This window comes from Pseudoxanthomonas sp. F11 (assembly GCF_037046485.1).
Lineage (GTDB): Bacteria > Pseudomonadota > Gammaproteobacteria > Xanthomonadales > Xanthomonadaceae > Pseudoxanthomonas_A.
The window spans coordinates 195,965-212,416 of sequence record NZ_JBANLZ010000004.1; the positions used below are offsets into that span (position 1 = coordinate 195,965).

Consider the following 16,452-nt stretch of genomic DNA (forward strand, 5'->3'; position numbering starts at 1 on the left):
GGGCGGTGCTATCTAGTCGGTTTCCTGACACCGCTGGGGAGCATCCGCATGACCACCCGTCGTGACCTGTTCAAGCTGGGCGCACTGGCCGCCGCTGCGGCCGCGCTGCCGTCGTTCGCCACCGCTGCTGGCGAAGCCAAGCCCGTGGGCAAGGCGGCCAGGCCGCTGAATATCCTTATCCTCGGCGGCACCGGCTTCACCGGCCCGTTCCAGGTCGAGTACGCGCTCAAGCGCGGGCACAAGGTCACCCTGTTCAACCGTGGCAAGCGCCCGTCGCCGGAGTGGCCGGCCGCGGTCGAGCAACTGCACGGCGACCGCAACACCGGCGATCTGGCCGCGCTGAAAGGCCGCAAGTGGGACGTCTGCATCGACAACCCCACCAGCCTGCCGTTCTGGGTGCGCGATGCCGGCCAGGTGCTGAAGGGCAATGTGGGCCATTACCTCTTCATCTCCACCATCTCGGTGTATGCCGACGGCAGCAAGCCGGGCATCAACGAGAACTCGCCCCTGGCGCAGTACAAAGGCAAGGATGCGATGGCCGAAACGCAGCAGACCCTGCGTGCCGACATCGAGAACCTCTACGGTCCGCTGAAGGCACTGAGCGAAGCCGAAGCGCACAAGCAGTTCGGCAAGAACGTCACCATCGTGCGCCCGGGCTACATCGTCGGCCCGCGCGACGAGACCGACCGCTTCACCTACTGGCCGCACCGGGTGGCGCAGGGCGGCGAGATCCTGGTGCCGGGCGATGGCCACGATCCCATCCAGATCATCGATGGCCGCGACCTGGGCGAATGGATGATCCGCCTGGCCGAGGCCGGCACCACCGGCACCTTCAACGCCTGTGGCCCGGATTACCCCCTGTCGATGGATGCCATGCTGTACGGCTGCCAGGCGGTCACCGGCGGCGGCATGACGCTGACGCACGTGTCGCCGGCGTTCCTGGACGAGCAACAGGTCGGCCTGCCGATCTGGGTGCCGTCCAAGGACAACCCGTATGCCGGCTACGGCGCAGTCAGCAACGAACGCGCGATCGCGGCCGGACTGACCTTCCGCCCGCTGGCGACCACCGTGCAGGACCTGCTGGCGTGGTTCCGCAGCCTGCCCGCCGAACGCCAGGCCAAGCTGGGTGCCGGCATTACCCGCGAGAAGGAAGCCGAGCTGCTGAAGGCGTGGCACGCACGGAAGGGCTGAGCGCCTTCAGCGCGTGGGGGCGCACTCCTCCCGAGTGATGCCGGGAGTGGCGCCACTATTGGCGACGCGAAGCAGCATGCCGTGCTCGCGCGTCGAAGAATGGGCGACCGCGGGGTAACGGGCTGCCTCTGCGCGGGCTTGGCTGAGCGCAGCTGGCGGCAGCTCCGCTTGCAGTGTCTGGATGATGCTGGCCAGCCGCCTCCGCACCGGTTCCGGTGCCGCCTTGTCGGCTTGGATCCGCTGTTGCACGTGCAGGTACAGCGCGAGCGCACGAACGGCATCCGGCTGCACGGATTGGGCGAGCAGATAGCGGCGGTTCCCGCGCCGCAGGGGTGAATAGGCCGAAGCCAGTGCCATGGCGGTGACCAGATCGCCCGCGTCCACCGCGCGTTGCGCGAGCGTTTCAGCTTCGCCGCGATACGCGCGCAAGGCGTCCAGGTTGTCCAGGGTGTCGTTCATGCGGAATGCGTTGCCGACCGCGTAGTGCCGCATGGCCGCGACGTTGCCTCCCAGCGCGGCGTTGCGCCAGTAGCGCACGCGATCCTGCGGAGAAAACACAGGCACACCCTCGCATTGTCGACTCTGCTCCAGCAAGCGTTCGCTGCCGGCGGTGAGCGCACGCCGTCGTTCGTTGACAAGGGCGACGGCCTCGGCCGAGTCGCCGGAAGGGGCCGTCATGACATCCCGGTCGGCCAGCATCGCAGACGCCGCATCCAGACCTTGGCGGATGCCATCGCAGAACTCCAGTTCGGCTGTCAGTCGGCAGGCCGCGCCCGCGTCGCCTGCGTCAGCGCGCTGCTGCAGGCCCTGCCAGCTATCGCGCAGGGGCGTCGCCAGGTCCGGCAGCGGTGTGGAGAGTGCGCGCTGACGCGCCGAGCCACGGTCCGGTGAGAGCGGCGTGGGCGCCTGGCTGGATGGGGTGGACGCTTTGCCATCCGGTCCTGCATCGGTCGTCTCGTCGGGCAGGGAAAGGCTGGTACGACCACCCCACCAGCCGAGGATCGCGACGCCAGACAGCACAAGCAACGCAGCCAACCACCATGTCCGAGAGCGTCGATGTCCTTCCATTCCCTGATTCCCAGACTTCCGTGATGCCGATAGCTCATCACAAGTCTTCGCGGATCTTCAAGGCGTGCCTCAGCGCTCCCGTCGCACCAGCATGCGGTCCACCGGGCCGCGGCGTTGCCAGTCGGGCACGACGCGTTCGGTGGCTGCGTTGTCGGCGGCGGCTGCGGTGCCGGTACCGGGTGCCACCAACGAGGGGATCGACGCCGCGATGGGGGCCCCCTCCAGCTTCGGCGCCAGGTCGGTGCCCTGCACGATGCCCAGCGGCGCATAGCCGGTGTAGCCGGGGAAGACCTGGCTGAGGTTGGCGTTGCCCATGCGGCGAATCAGGATTTCCGACATCACCCGGCGATAGTCGGTGGTCACGGGCACGTCGCCGAAGGTGGGCGAGAGCGTTTCCGGATTCAGGCCCGGCCAGCTGCCGTAGAAGCGGCGCCCGTTGACTGCGCCGCCCAGCACAAGCAAGGGATTGCCATACCCGTGGTCGGTGCCGCCATTGGCGTTGGCGCGGACGCGGCGGCCGAACTCGGACTGCACCACCACCGTCACCCGCGCCATCTCGCCGGTGCCGGCGAGTTCGGCATAGAACGCGGCCAGCGCGGCGGAAAGCTCGTTGATCTTGTTCTGGTAGTAGTGGTAGCCGCTGCCCGCGGTGCCCTGGCCCTCATGCGTGTCCCAGCCGCCCAGGTCGAGCGTGGCATAGCGCAGGCCCAGGTCGAAGCGGATGGTCTGCGCGATGGTCCACAGCTGCTGGGCGAAGGTGCCGGTCGGCCAACTGGCCGGCAGGCCGGCGTAGCCCTGCTGGCCGATCAGGCGCAGCGCGCCATCGGCGCGGCGGCCCGTGATTTCCATGCCGGTCTGGCCATTCCACAGCGAGGCCACCGTCTCGGCCACGCCGCGCAGGCCAGGATCCGATCGCGTGCGCTGCCAGTTCCACCCTGTGGTGTTGAGCGAGAAGTCCGACGGGCTGCTCAGCGTCAGCGCGTCCACGGCGCCCATCAGGCCGGCCGGTTGCGTGCCGCTCACGCCGAGTGCGGGCAGGGTGGCGGTGCCGCCCGGGCGCGTTTCCCACGCGCGCGTCATCCAACCCGTGGGCGAGCCATACTTCCCTGGCGTGCCCAGATCGATGTACAGCTGCGCGTCGAAGTGACTGCGCGTCACCGTAGTGGCCATGCCGCAGGCGTGCACGATGGCCAGCTTGCCGTCGTTCCACAGGTCGCGCAGGCCACCGGCAGAGGGATGCAGTCCGAAGCCCGTGTCCGCACCGTTCGCCAACAGCAGCGGCAGTGCCCCGTAGGCACCGCTGGTGGCGATCTGCAGGCTGGGTCGCGCCTCCTCGTAGAAGCCACGGTCCGCGCCGCCGGTGGGCACCACCAGGTTCAGTCCATCCAGGCCACCGCGCAGGAACAGGTGCACGACCGTGTCGTAGCTGTTCACTGCCGCATCGACAGGGTCGGCGAACATCAGTGTGCCGCCGGCAGCGCCGACGATGGCGGCGCTGCCGCAGCCTTTGACGAATTCGCGTCGGGTCAGTCGTAGATCGCGCATGGCGGGCCCTCAGCGGCTCATGAATTCGGGAGTCATCAGGATCAGCGCCACCAGACCGCGCAGGCGCTCGTGGTTGTAGTGTCGCTTCAGGTCGCTGCCCTGCCACGTATTGGTGTCGGTGATGACATAGGTGTGGGGGTCGCCGTTCTGGGCCATGAACGCCATCAGCGCCTGCTTGCGTGCGGCCTCCGGCTGGTAGCCCAGCAGGCGGGTGCACCACCAGGTGACCAGGTTGTTGGCTGTCCAGTTGGCGACCGGCACGTTGGCACGCGTGGTGTCGACGATCGGATGCAGCGGTACATCGCTGTCCCTGGTCTCGGTCAGCCAGCCCAGCACGCGCCAGGTCATCGCGAAGGAGTTCGAGCCCGACCATGCCAGACCCGTGTCCGGGTACCCATTCGGTGCCGGCCAGTTGTAAGGCGCGTGGCCGGTGAACCCGTACAGCCACATGAACTCGTCGCTCCTGCCGTGGTCCGGGCGCAATGTCCAGTCGCCCCCCAGCGTGCGCATCGCGGCCACCGCGGCATCGAACGGGCGGCGGTTCTTCTGGCCGAAGCTGTTGATGAAGTCATCGGAGTTCAGGATGTGGCGCATCACCCGTTCGATCTGGTCCGGCGCCTGCCAGTTCGCGCGGAAGATCGCGGCGGCGCTGTCGATCAGCCCCTGCTTCGGCGTATCGCTGATGAAGCGGCGGATCAGCTTCTTGCAGATGAACTTGGCCACGCGCGGATGGCTGGCCAACCGGTCCAGCACGTCGCGGCCGTCCTTCAGCGCCGGCTGTTCGGGATAGATCAGCATGCCGAGCAGGAATTTCGGGCCGGCGTCATGCCACGACTGCCGGTAGACGAAGGTGCCGTCGTTCTCGCTGGGGAACTGCCAGTGCCCGTTCTTCGCCGACCAGCCGGTGAAGGCGGCCGAGGTCTCGTACACATCGATGTCGGTGTAGCCGATGGGGTAGGCCGGATCCTCGGGGCAGGGCGGCACCTGGAACGGGTCCATGAAGCCCAGGTAGTTCTCCGCGCCCAGGGTGTGCAGCTCCAGCAGCTCGCGTGCGAAGTTCTCGTTCGGGCCCGAGCGCGAATTGTTGATGTTGTCCAGGTAGTAGAGCATCGCCGTGCTCTGTGCCACGCCTTCCAGCATCGTGCGGAAGTTGCCCTTGGCGTTGGCGCGGATCACGTCGCGGTCGTAGTGCACGAACACCGGACCGACGCTGAAGTCGGTACCCAGCACGTTGAAGTGGTCGTGCCAGAAGTTCACCAGCACTTCGCGCAGCTGCCGGCGCGAATACACCGCACGCACGAACGCCGCACGCTGCACCTCGTTGGCCGGGCGCATGCGTACGCTGTACTCCGGGTCCGGCACCACATGGTCGGCCCACAGTTGCGTCAGCGACTTGTTGAGCGTGGTGTAGCCGGCAGCGTTGAGGCGGTTGGTGACCGCGCTGTCGTCGATGGCGTTCCAGTCGAGCTGCCAGTCGACCCAGTTGGCCAGACGCTGGCGGTCGGTGCTGCCCAGCGCGTTGAACTCGGCGACGCTGGCGGCGGTGGCGCCGTAGCTGAGGTTGTTCAGGGCCTGCACCGCGAAAGGTGGTCGCGCCATCGTCAGCAGGCGCGGATGGGACTGGCCCATCATCACGCGGCCACCGCCGGCGGCGGCGACGGTTTCAGGCGCGGGGGTGGTGTCCTTGGGGCTGGCCCGTTCGCCGCCTTTCCAGCCGTACAGGCGGTTCAGTCGCTGGCGGACCTGGGCGGTGAGGTCGGCCTTGCGCCGCAGCACCGGTGCGTCGGTCTCCGCGCCGGTGCGGAGGGCCGGGCCGGCCGCGGTGCGGCGGAGGGCCGGGCCGGCCGCGGTGCGGCGGACGGGCCCGCGCGCAGCGAACCGGCGCCACGGAAGGGTATAGCGCGCCATGCGGTGTTTCCCACGTTCCCCAGGATGGCGGAAGTATTGGCCAGGACCCTGCGCGGCGTTTGCGACCGCGCGCACAGCCCGGCCATGCCGGGTATCGCGTCAGACCAGGCCGGTGGCGTAGAACACGCCGATCACGACGAAGACGGCCGTCGTCTTGATCAGGGTGATCGCGAAGATGTCCTTGTAGGACTGCCGGTGGCTCAGGCCGGTGACGGCCAGCAGGGTGATCACCGCACCATTGTGGGGCAGCGTGTCCATGCCGCCGGAGGCCATCGAGGCCACGCGGTGCAGCACCTCCATCGGGATGCCCGCCGCGTTCGCGTTGGCGATGAAACTGTCGGCCATCGCCGCCAGCGCGATGCTCATGCCGCCGGAGGCGGAACCGGTGATGCCCGCCAGCGCGGTGACGGAAATCGCTTCGTTGACCAGCGGGTTCGGAATGGCCTGCAGCGCATTGGCCACGACCAGGAAGCCGGGCAGGGCGGCGATGACGGCGCCGAATCCGTATTCCGACGCCGTGTTCATCGAGGCCAGCAACGCGCCGCCGATGGCGCTCTTGGTGCCTTCGGCGAAGCTGGCGAACACCGGCTTCCACGCGAACGCGATCACCGACACGATGCCCACCAGCAGCGCGCCCTGCACGGCCCAGATGGCGGCGACCTTGGAGACCTCCTGCACCACCGGCGCGGGATTGCCGATGACGGCCGGCACGAAGGACTGGCTTTCGCCGTAGAAGCCGGGAATCCAGCGGGTGAACAGGAAGTTGGCCACGCCCACCAGCAGCAGCGGCAGGATCGCGATCAGCGGATGCGCCAGGCGATCGCCCTTGAAGGGTTCGGGTTCGTTGCGCAGCTCCTCGCTGCCGGCATAGCCCTCGCCGTTGCGCGCGGCCACCCGACGCCGCCATTCCAGGTAGCTCATGCCGACGATCAGGATGAACACGCCGCCGATCGTGCCCAGCACCGGCGCGGCCCAGCCGGTGGTGCCGAAGAACGAGGTGGGGATGATGTTCTGGATCTGCGGCGTGCCCGGCAGCGCGTCCATGGTGAAGGTGAAGGCGCCCAGCGCGATGGTGCCCGGCACCAGCCGCTTGGGGATGTCGCTCTGGCGGAACAGTTCCGCCGCGAACGGATACACCGCGAACACCACCACGAACAGCGACACGCCGCCGTAGGTCAGGAGCGCGCACACCAGCACGATGGACAGCATCGCGCGCTGCGCGCCGACCACCTTGATGGTGGCCGCGACAATGGCCTTGGAGAAGCCCGAGATCTCGATCAGCTTGCCGAACACCGCGCCCAGCAGGAAGACCGGGAAGTACAGCTTCAGGAAGCCGACCATCTTGTCCATGAACAGGCCGGTGAACATGGGCGCCACCAGCGAGGGATCGGTCAGCAGCACCGCGCCCAGCGCCGCGATGGGCGCGAACAGGATGACGCTATAGCCGCGGTAGGCCACGAACATCAGGAAGCACAGCGCGGCCAGCACGATCAGGAACGACATCCACGACTCCTCGGCCAGCGCCGGTTGCAGGTGCGGCGAGTATCCGCAGGGCCGTGCCGACCGTCCCACTGTACGAAGGTACGATGCCCTCCGCACGGGCCACCCCCTAGTGTTCGCTTCAATCGGCGGCATCCGTCCGCCGCCAACGTCATACCCGGGAGGAGGGGAGACCCATGAAGCGCAAGCATCTGAGCCTGGCCATCGGCTGCGTCCTGTTGTCGTCCGTGCCGGTGGCATGGGCGCAGGACGCCGCGCCGGCCGGCGACACGCCGGCCACCAATGCCACCACACTGGATTCGGTCAAGGTCACCGCGCGCAAGCGCGAAGAGACCCTGCAGGACGTGCCGGTGGCCGTCACTGCGTTTACGCCGGAAACGCTGGACAAGCTGAACATCAAGGACCTGGGCGATCTGGACGCGCAGGTGCCGAACCTGACCGTGTACGCGGCGCGCGGCTCCACCAGCACCGTCACAGCCTACATCCGCGGCGTGGGCCAGGCCGATCCGCTGTGGGGCGTGGATCCGGGCGTGGGCATCTATCTGGACGACGTCTACATCGCCCGTCCGCAGGGCGCGCTGCTGGACGTGTTCGACGTGGAGCGTATCGAGGTGCTGCGCGGCCCGCAGGGCACGCTGTACGGCAAGAACACCATCGGCGGCGCCATCAAGTACATCTCGCGCGGCCTGCCGCAGGAGACCACGGGCTTCGCCTCGGTCACCGTGGGCAACTACAACCAGCTGGACGTGAAGGCGGCGCTGGGCGGCGAGATCGGCGGCAAGGACAGCGGCCTGCGCGGCCGCGTGTCGGTGGCCAGCATGAATCGCGACGGCTTCGGCACCAACACCTATACGGGGCAGGAGGTCAGCGACAAGGAGATCAACGCGGTCCGCATGCAACTGGGGGCGTACTCGCAGGACGACTTCGACGTGCAGTTCGCCTTCGACTACATGGACGACCAGTCCGGCGTGCGCGGTGCGAAGATGCTGGCGCCGAATCCGCTGGCTCCGGCCTATCCGCCGACCGGCGACCGCTACGACATCCGCAGCGGCATGAAGAACATCAATGACACCGAGATGAAGGGCGCCTCGGTCACCGTCAACTGGCGTCCGAGCGACGACTGGGCGTTCAAGTACGTCGCCGCCAAGCGCGAGTCCGACACCGAGACCAATATCGACTTCGACACCACGCCGTTGCCGCTGGTGGACGTGCGTGCGTTCTACAGCGACAGCCAGGTGAGCCAGGAACTGCAGGCCAACTACGACGGCGGCGGCCGTGCGCGCGGCGTGATGGGCCTGTACTGGTTCAACGGCGACGCCGGCGGCCAGGTGCTGAACTACTTCTGGAACCCGCTGCTGGCCACCGGCCTGACCAATCCGCTGTTCGGCGACACCCAGGGCGTGGTGAACACCAAGAGCATCGCGCTGTACGCCGACTGGACCTTCGACCTGACCGACCGCCTGAAGCTGGATGTGGGCGCCCGCTACACGGACGAAGACAAGCATGCCATCGCGCTGAACCGTTTCTACACCAACAACCAGTACGAAACGTCGTGGGGCACGGCGGCGAACTTCAACAAGACGGTCAACTTCAAGAACGTCTCGCCGAAGGTGTCGCTGGACTACCAGATCACCCCGGACATCATGGTCTACGGCCTGGCCTCGCGCGGCTTCAAGTCCGGCGGCTACAACATCCGCGCCAACACCACCGCGGTGCCGCGCTCGGGCGAGCCGTTCGACGACGAGCAGGTCGACAGCTTCGAGATCGGCAGCAAGATGTCGTTCCTCGACCAGCGCCTGTTCCTGAACCTGTCGGCGTTCCACAACAAGTACGAGGACATCCAGCTGTCGGTGTTCACTTCGTACACGCTGCCCAACGGTTCGCAGAGCTTCTTCGGCGACTTCACCAACGCGGGCAAGGGCACGGTGAATGGCGTGGAAGTCGAGTACCAGTTCCTGCCGACGGCCAACTGGCTGATCAGCGGCAACCTGGCCTGGCTGGACGCGAAGTACGACGAGTTCATCAGCGGCGGCGTCAACATCGCCGACACCCAGTACTTCACCAATGCGCCGGAGTTCTCGGGCGCGCTGAACGTGGAGTACCGCACGGACCTGGCCAATGGGGGCAACCTGTCCGCACGCGTGGGGTATTCGTACCAGTCGGAAGTCTGGCCGACCACCGACCTGAGCCGGGCGATCAGGCAGGACGGCTATGGCCTGGTCAGCGCTGGCGTGATCTGGAAGATCGACGACGCGTGGAGCCTGTCCCTCCAGGGCACCAACTTGGCGGACGAGGAATATCGCACCACCGGCTATAACATCGCCGCCTACGGCGTGCTGACCGGCTTCTACGGTCCGCCGCGCCAGTACAGCCTCACCGCGCGCTACGACTTCTGACGCATGGCCCCAGGCGACGCGGCGCTGTGCATGCAGCGCCGCGCCGTCGTTCGTTCGCGGGTGCGCGGAAAGCCGGCGCGCCTCAGGGTTTGCGGACGGGACGTTCGGGCTTGCGCGGCGAAGCCGGGTACTCTTCCGCCAGCAGGCCGGCCACGCCGGTGGTCGGGGCGGGGGTGCCCTTGTCGGTCCTGGCGACGGAGCACTCCTGCTTGTCCTGGGCCAGGTTGGGACAGCTGACGCACTGCCTGCCGTCGGTGTTGTTGACGCAGATCTCGTAGTTGTCGCCCTTGTTGACGATGCTGCAGTCCGGGCCACGCGATATGCAGATGCCGAGCGCGGTGCTGGTGCGCGTTGCCCAGGCGGGCGCGGATGCGGCAAGCAGCACGAGGGACAGCGCGGAAGCGCGCAGGAACAGGTGGTTGTGCATGACGATCTCCTTGTTCGACTCCGTGTGGGCACCCCCTTGGGCCCGGCGATGACGGAACCGCATGGCGGCAATCCCTTCGGTAGGAGCGTTCCGCACCGGCTTCGTCATGAGGAAGAACGAGGCCTTGCGGAGGCGTCGGCCACGGGAATGGACGGGGGACAGTGCCGATCGTCGGCGCGGTAAGATCGTGGCTGGGCAGACAGGACCATTCGAGGAAGCATGCTGAGCATCGGTATCGTGGTGCTGGCGGGGCTGCTCTGGCTGGGCGTGCTGTTCGGCTCGGCGCTGTATGCCGAGCGTCATCCGCGCGTGCTCGCGGTGCAGTGGCCATACGTCTACGCGCTGTCGCTGGCGGTGTACTGCACGTCGTGGACCTTCTTCGGCACCGTGACCCAGGCCGCGCGCTACGGGTGGCCGCTGCCGCCCACCTTCGTCGGCACCATCCTGCTGTACGTGTTCGGCGCGTTCCTGCTGGTGCGGCTGGTGCGGATGGCGCGCGAGTCGAATGCCACCTCGCTGGCCGACCTGATCGCCACGCGGCTGGGCAAGGACGGATGGCTGGCGGCCACCGTCACCCTGGTCGCCGCCCTGGGCCTGATCCCCTACATCGCGCTGCAGTTGAAGGCGGTGGCGATGAGCTTCGCCCTGCTCACGCGGTCGCCGGGCAACGATGCGCTGCCGGCCTGGCAGGACAGCGCGCTGTACGTGGCGCTGGCGATGGCGGTGTTCGCGATGCTGTTCGGCACGCGCCGCGCGAGCGCGGCCGAGCACAACCGCGGCCTGATCCTGGCGATGGCGTTCGAGTCGCTGTTCAAGCTGGCGGCGATGCTGGCGCTGGGCGTGTTCGTCTGGTGGGGCCTGCCTGAACTCCCCGAAGTCCCGCCCGTGCAGGCGCCGCCGTCCACCACCTACGGCTTCCTGCCGCTGGTGGCGCTGGGCGTGCTGGCCATGTTCACCCTGCCGCACCAGGTGCACGTGGGCGTGGTGGAATGCCGCGACGAGCGCCATGTGCGCACGGCGCGCTGGCTGTTCCCGCTGTACATGGTGCTGATGGCCGCACCGCTGCTGCCGCTGGCGCGCGCGGGCGGCGCGATGTTCGGCGACGCGGTGCCGTCCGACCTTTACGTGCTGGCGCTGCCGTTGTCCCAGGGGCAGCAGGGCCTGGCGCTGCTGGCCTTCCTGGGCGGACTGAGCGCGGCCACCGGCATGGTGGTGGTCAGTACGCTGACGCTCAGCCTGATGATCGGCAACCACTGGCTGGCGCCGGGCCTGTTGCGGGGCGGCTGGCTTCGCGGCACGGGCGGCGACCTGCGCGGCGCGGTGCTGGCGCAGCGGCGCATCGGCATCGTCGCGGTGATGCTGCTGGCGTGGGCGTACAGTCGCCTGATCGCGGGCAACGATGCGCTGGCCGACGTGGGCGCGGTGTCGTTCTCGGCGCTGGCCACCCTGGCGCCTGCGCTGGGTTTTGCCATCTGGCGTCCGCAGACGCCGCCGCGCGCGGTGATCGCCGGCATCGTCGCCGGTTTTGCGGTCTGGGTATGGCTGTTGCTGCTGCCGGTGACGATGGATGCGCGCGGCGTGGCGCCGGCCTGGCTGCAGGCAGGCCCGTTCGGCATCGCCGGTCTCTCGCCTGATGGTTTCTTCGGCTTGACCGGATGGAGCCGGTTGGGCCGCGCGGTCGGCGTGAGCCTGTTCCTGGGCACGGCGGTGACGCTGCTGGTGATGGGCTGGCGCGGCGCGACGCCGCGGCGCCTCGACCGCCGCGGCTTCGATGCCAAGACCCTGCGCGATGCCGGCCGCCGCTTCCTGCCGCGCGAGCGCGTGGAGGAACTGCTGGCCGATGCGCCGCGCAACGGTCCGGTGCCCGGCGTGATCGAGGCGCGTCTGGAGCGCGAACTGTCGGCCGTGCTGGGATCGGCCTCGGCGCGCCTGCTGCTGGATGCGGCGCGTCGCGAGAGCGGGGACCTGGACACGGTGGCGGCCATCGTCGGCGAAGTCTCGCAGGACCTGCGCTTCAACCAGCAGGTACTGGAAGCCGCGCTGCAGAACATGAGCCAGGGCATCAGCGTGATCGATCGCGAGCAGCGGCTGGTGGCATGGAACCGCCGCTATGCGCAGATGTTCGGTTTCCCCCCCGAGCTGCTGCAGGTCGGACGCCCGATCGCCGACCTCACGCGCTGGGCCCTGCAGCGCATGCCGCAGCGCGGGCAGGACGAACGGGCGCTGGACCGGCGGCTGGCCTTCATGCGCGCCGGTACGCCGCACCTGACCGAACGCGTGTTCCCGGACGGCAGCATCGTGGAGATCCGCGGCAATCCGATGCCGGGCGGCGGCTTCGTGGCGACGTATACCGACGTGACCGCCTCGCGCCAGGCGGAGCGGGAACTCAAGCAGGCCAACGAGACCCTGGAGCAGCGCGTCGCCGAGCGCACCGCGCTGCTGGAAACGGCCAAGCGCGAGGCCGAGCATGCGAACGATGCCAAAAGCCGCTTCCTGACGGCGATCGGCCACGACCTGCTGCAGCCCTTGCACGCCGCGCAGCTGTTCACCGACGCGCTGTCGCAGCAGCTGCCGGAACAGCGCCAGCGCGATACCGCGCTGCAGGTGCGTGGGGCGCTGGATTCCACCACCGACCTGTTGACCGGCCTGCTGGACATGTCGCGGCTGGAGGCCGGCGGACTGGTCCCCGAGCCGCGCGACCTGCCGTTGATGGAAGTACTGGAGCCGCTGGCGTCGGAATTCCGCGTGCTGGCACGCGAGCGCGGCCTGTCGTTCGCGATGGTGCCCACGCGTGCCTGGGTGCACACCGATCCACAACTGCTGCGCCGCATCCTGCAGAACTTCCTGGCCAATGCCGTGCGCTACACCGCACGCGGTGGCGTACTGCTGGGCGTGCGCCGCCGTGGCGAGCGTGTGCGCGTGGAGGTGTGGGATACCGGGCCCGGCATCGTCGAAGCCGAGCAGCAGCGGATCTTCGAGGAATTCCGGCGCGGCGACGATGTGCCGGGGCAGGGCCTGGGACTGGGCCTGTCGATCGCCGACCGCATCGCCGCGCTGCTGGACGCGCCCCTGTCGCTGCGCAGCCGGGTCGGGCACGGCGCCGTCTTCGCGGTCGACCTGGTGCGGGTGGCGGCACCTGCGGCGGTGCCTGCGCTGGCCGGCAAGCCTGGCCTGGCCGGCCGCCATGTTCTGGCCGTGGACAACGATCCCGACGCGCTGGCGGCGCTGCGCCAGGTGCTCATGGGATGGGGATGCAGCGTGGCGGTTGCCGCCGATGACCCATCCGCACACGCCGCATTGCGCGAGCGTGCTGCCGACCTGTGGCTGTTCGACTATCACCTGGATGCCGGCGACACCGGCGTCGCGCTGGCCGCTCGGCTGCGTGACACGCATGGACAGCGCCCGTGCCTGATCCTGAGCGCCGACCAGACTGAGGCGGTACGGCGCGCGGTGCGCGACGCCGACCTGCCGCTGCTGGTCAAGCCGGTGCGGCCGCTGGCGTTGAAGTCGGTGCTGGACCGTTTATTGGCGGCGCGGGCGATGTGAGGGCGCATCGTCGTCCCAGCGAACGCTGGGACCCATCTTGCTCCTGCGGTTCCGAGCAATGGACGGGGAACCCGCGGAGATCGACATCAGAATGGGTCCCAGCGTTCGCTGGGACGACGGTCGATGGTTCAAAGGTAGAATCACCACTCCGCTGCTCACCGATCTCCCATGCCCTACACCCCCATCGTCGCCACCCTCGGCTACGTGCTGTCGCCCGACCGCTCGCAGGTGCTGCTGATCCACCGCAACGCGCGCCCGGATGACCAGCACCTGGGCAAGTACAACGGCCTGGGTGGCAAGATCGAGCGCGACGAGGATGTGGTGGCCGGCATGCGCCGCGAGATCCATGAGGAGGCGGGTATCCACTGCGACGCGATGACGCTGCGCGGCACGATCAGCTGGCCCGGCTTCGGCAAGCGCGGCGAGGACTGGCTGGGCTTCCTGTTCCTGATCACGGCTTACAGCGGCATACCGTTCGAGCACAATCCGGAAGGCACGCTGGAATGGGTGCCGGTGGAGAAGATCATGACGTTGCCGCTTTGGGACGGCGACCGCCACTTCCTGCCGCTGGTGTTCGACAACGACCCGCGGGGTTTCCACGGCGTCATGCCGTACCGCGATGGCCGCATGGTGTCGTGGGACTACTCGCGCATCTGAGCGACCCCGCGTCCGTTTCCATTGTAGGAGCGACGTAAGTCGCGACCGGAATGCAACGGGGTCAATGCACTTTGGATGAGCGCTGATTCCGCGACGCATGCTTCTCCTCATCCGTGTCGTCCATGGAACAAAGGAGACCAAGGTCCATGGTCGCGACTCACGTCGCTCCTACAGGGAGCGGCCGCATGTTCCACGATCCCGCTTGTCCACACCACCTGTGGAATGACGTTGGGGAAACCGTGTGGATAACCGCGCCGGCGCCTTGCGCCGCAGGGCTGTCAAGATGGGTGGCGAAATTTTGACCAGGGCATGACGGTCGTGTGTCCGGGTTGTCCACACCGGGTGTGGATGGTCTGTCGACCAACATGTGGATAAGCGCTGGCACGCGTTGCGGTACAACGCTGTCAAGATGGGTGGCGAAAATTTGACCGGTGCGGATCCTGGCGGCGTCGAAGGCGAGGTTCCACGGATAGCCGGGTATCGTCGTCCCAGCGAACGCGGGGACCCATCTTGCTTCTTTTCAGAGCAGGTCAGATGCGGGTCAACAGCTGGAGCCAGATGGATCCCAGCTTGCGCTGGGATGACGGCATGGATCGCCACGACGTCTTGTCCCCGTTCGCGTGGGGATGGGGGGCTACTCGATCTGCCGCGCCGGATCCGCCAGCTCCAGTTCCCGCAGCACCACGCCGGCCTGTGTCCGGTTGCGCACGCCCAGACGGTCGAAGATGGCGGACAGGTGCGCCTTCACAGTGCGCTCCTGCACGTCCAGACGGTCGGCGATCTGCTTGTTCAACAGGCCCTGCGCCACCAAGGTCAGCACGCGGAACTGCTGCGGCGACAGGCTGGCCAGCCGCCCGGCCAGTTCGGTGTCGTGTTCGGAGGATTGCGCGCGCGCTACGGCACCGCGCAGCGAGGCGGGCAGCCACTGCTCGCAGGCCAGCACGCTGCGGATGGCGTCGCGCAGCTCGTCCAGGCCGGAGCTCTTCGGCAGGTAGCCGGCCGCCCCATGGTCCAGCGCACGGCGCACCACGCGCGGATCGTCGTTGGCCGACACCACCACCACCGCGACCGCGGGGAACTGCGCGCGGATCGCCGCCAGGCCGGCAAGCCCGTGGTTGCCGGGCATGTGCAGGTCCAGCAGCACCAGGTCGATGTCGTCGTGCGCCTCCAGCGTGGCGATCACGCCATCCAATGATTCCGCCTCGCGCACCGTCAGCTGGGCCACGGCATCGGCTGCCGCGCCGCGCAGGGCGGCCCGGAACAGCGGGTGGTCGTCGGCGATCAGGAGATTGGGCATGGGGACAGGAGTGAGCGGAGAGGAGTGGGTGGAGGCGAGCTTTGGCTCACTCCTCACTCCTCCCGGCTATCCACTCGCTTCATTGCACCGTCCACCCGCCGTCCACCACGATCGTCTGCCCGGTGATGTTGCGCGCGGCCGGCGAGGTGAGGAAGGCGGTGATGCCGGCCAGTTCGTCCAGGCCGATGAACACGCCCTTCGGCATCGGCTTCAGCATCACCTGGCTGACCACGTCGGCCTCGGAAATGCCGCGTGTGCGCGCCTGGTCGGCGATCTGCTTGTCCACCAGCGGCGTCTTCACGTAGCTGGGGCAGACGGTATTGATGGTGATGTCGGTGTCGGCGGTTTCCAGCGCCAGCACCTTGGAAAAGCCGACCAGCCCGTGCTTGGCCGCCACGTAGGCGCTCTTGTACGGGCTGGCCACCAGCGCATGGATGCTGCCGATGTTGACGATGCGGCCGAAGCCGCGTTCGCGCATGCCCGGCAGCACGGCGCGGGTCAGGCGGGCCACGCCGACCAGCATCACCTGCACCAGGAAATCCCACTTCTCGATGGGAAACTCCTCCAGCGGCGACACATGCTGCAGGCCGGCATTGTTGACCAGCACGTCGATGGGGCGCGAGATCGCCGCGAGTGCGGCATCGATGCTGTCCTGCGAGGTGACGTCCAGCGCGACCGCTTCGGCCGAACCGCCCTCTGCACGGATCTGCGCCGCCACGGATTCGGCGGCCTCCAGGTTGAGATCGCTGACGATGACGTGGCGGCCGGCTTCGGCCAGGTGGGAGGCGATGCCTGCGCCGATGCCGCTGGCCGCGCCGGTGATGAGGAGGGTGTGGGTCTTCTGCATGGGGGCTCCTGCGTGCTGGGGCTAGGGTAGCAGGCAGGCGTCCGCCGTTCGTGGTACCAAAGTACGATGA

At 68.1% G+C, this 16,452-nt stretch carries 11 protein-coding genes; 4 read left to right on the top strand and 7 right to left on the bottom strand.

All coding sequences use genetic code 11. From position 1 onward, the window contains the following. The first annotated feature begins 48 nt into the window (after positions 1-48). Entirely contained in the window at positions 49-1,191 is a 1,143-nt protein-coding gene (locus V8246_RS13715) for an NAD-dependent epimerase/dehydratase family protein (protein WP_336189696.1), read from the top strand. Positions 1,192-1,197: 6 nt separating this feature from the next. Here the strand turns inward: V8246_RS13715 and V8246_RS13720 are convergent, their stop codons facing one another. The 4 genes from V8246_RS13720 to V8246_RS13735 form a co-directional block, all read right to left on the bottom strand. Beyond that, entirely contained in the window at positions 1,198-2,226 is a 1,029-nt protein-coding gene (locus V8246_RS13720) for a hypothetical protein (protein ID WP_336189697.1), read from the bottom strand. A gap of 102 nt (positions 2,227-2,328) precedes the next feature. Next, entirely contained in the window at positions 2,329-3,804 is a 1,476-nt protein-coding gene (locus V8246_RS13725; protein WP_336189698.1) for a DUF1501 domain-containing protein, read from the bottom strand. A 9-nt stretch (positions 3,805-3,813) separates the two neighbouring features. After that, a complete protein-coding gene (locus tag V8246_RS13730) occupies positions 3,814-5,712 on the bottom strand; it encodes a DUF1800 domain-containing protein (RefSeq protein WP_336189699.1) in 1,899 nt (632 codons plus the stop codon). A 99-nt stretch (positions 5,713-5,811) separates the two neighbouring features. Continuing rightward, the gene (locus V8246_RS13735) at positions 5,812-7,215 is read right to left on the bottom strand and encodes a GntP family permease (RefSeq protein ID WP_187572968.1); all 1,404 of its coding nucleotides are present in this window, start codon (positions 7,213-7,215) and stop codon (positions 5,812-5,814) included. 173 nt (positions 7,216-7,388) lie between these two features. On the opposite strand from V8246_RS13735, the gene V8246_RS13740 reads away from it, so the two are divergent. After that, positions 7,389-9,608: a TonB-dependent receptor gene (locus V8246_RS13740; protein ID WP_253458954.1), complete on the top strand. Its 2,220-nt coding sequence runs from the start codon at positions 7,389-7,391 to the stop codon at positions 9,606-9,608. A gap of 82 nt (positions 9,609-9,690) precedes the next feature. On the opposite strand, the gene V8246_RS13745 is transcribed toward V8246_RS13740, so the two are convergent. Then, positions 9,691-10,035 carry a hypothetical protein gene (locus V8246_RS13745; protein ID WP_185896515.1) on the bottom strand — a complete coding sequence of 115 codons (345 nt, stop codon included), beginning with the start codon at positions 10,033-10,035 and terminating at the stop codon, positions 9,691-9,693. A gap of 219 nt (positions 10,036-10,254) precedes the next feature. On the opposite strand from V8246_RS13745, the gene V8246_RS13750 reads away from it, so the two are divergent. Both V8246_RS13750 and V8246_RS13755 read left to right on the top strand, forming a co-directional pair. Beyond that, positions 10,255-13,581, top strand: a complete 3,327-nt coding sequence (locus V8246_RS13750; protein ID WP_336189700.1) for a PAS-domain containing protein — start codon at positions 10,255-10,257, stop codon at positions 13,579-13,581. Positions 13,582-13,749: 168 nt separating this feature from the next. Beyond that, on the top strand, positions 13,750-14,238 hold the full coding sequence (locus V8246_RS13755; RefSeq protein ID WP_336189701.1) for an 8-oxo-dGTP diphosphatase: 489 nt from the start codon (positions 13,750-13,752) through the stop codon (positions 14,236-14,238). Between the two features lie 634 nt (positions 14,239-14,872). On the opposite strand, the gene V8246_RS13760 is transcribed toward V8246_RS13755, so the two are convergent. Together V8246_RS13760 and V8246_RS13765 are read right to left on the bottom strand one after the other, a co-directional pair. Further along, on the bottom strand, positions 14,873-15,535 hold the full coding sequence (locus V8246_RS13760; RefSeq protein ID WP_284448980.1) for a response regulator transcription factor: 663 nt from the start codon (positions 15,533-15,535) through the stop codon (positions 14,873-14,875). A 79-nt stretch (positions 15,536-15,614) separates the two neighbouring features. Further along, positions 15,615-16,382, bottom strand: coding sequence for a 3-hydroxybutyrate dehydrogenase (locus tag V8246_RS13765; RefSeq protein ID WP_336189703.1), 768 nt, complete (start codon positions 16,380-16,382; stop codon positions 15,615-15,617). Positions 16,383-16,452: the final 70 nt, after the last annotated feature.

What these genes read in the sequence shown, in the direction of transcription:
- V8246_RS13740 (WP_253458954.1), top strand. Translation starts at nt 7,389, where the DNA reads ATGAAGCGCAAGCATCTGAGCCTGGCCATCGGCTGCGTCCTGTTGTCG.
- V8246_RS13715 (WP_336189696.1), top strand. Translation starts at nt 49, where the DNA reads ATGACCACCCGTCGTGACCTGTTCAAGCTGGGCGCACTGGCCGCCGCT.
- V8246_RS13750 (WP_336189700.1), top strand. Translation starts at nt 10,255, where the DNA reads ATGCTGAGCATCGGTATCGTGGTGCTGGCGGGGCTGCTCTGGCTGGGC.
- V8246_RS13760 (WP_284448980.1), bottom strand. Translation starts at nt 15,535, where the DNA reads ATGCCCAATCTCCTGATCGCCGACGACCACCCGCTGTTCCGGGCCGCC.
- V8246_RS13730 (WP_336189699.1), bottom strand. Translation starts at nt 5,712, where the DNA reads ATGGCGCGCTATACCCTTCCGTGGCGCCGGTTCGCTGCGCGCGGGCCC.
- V8246_RS13725 (WP_336189698.1), bottom strand. Translation starts at nt 3,804, where the DNA reads ATGCGCGATCTACGACTGACCCGACGCGAATTCGTCAAAGGCTGCGGC.
- V8246_RS13745 (WP_185896515.1), bottom strand. Translation starts at nt 10,035, where the DNA reads ATGCACAACCACCTGTTCCTGCGCGCTTCCGCGCTGTCCCTCGTGCTG.
- V8246_RS13765 (WP_336189703.1), bottom strand. Translation starts at nt 16,382, where the DNA reads ATGCAGAAGACCCACACCCTCCTCATCACCGGCGCGGCCAGCGGCATC.
- V8246_RS13755 (WP_336189701.1), top strand. Translation starts at nt 13,750, where the DNA reads ATGCCCTACACCCCCATCGTCGCCACCCTCGGCTACGTGCTGTCGCCC.
- V8246_RS13735 (WP_187572968.1), bottom strand. Translation starts at nt 7,215, where the DNA reads ATGTCGTTCCTGATCGTGCTGGCCGCGCTGTGCTTCCTGATGTTCGTG.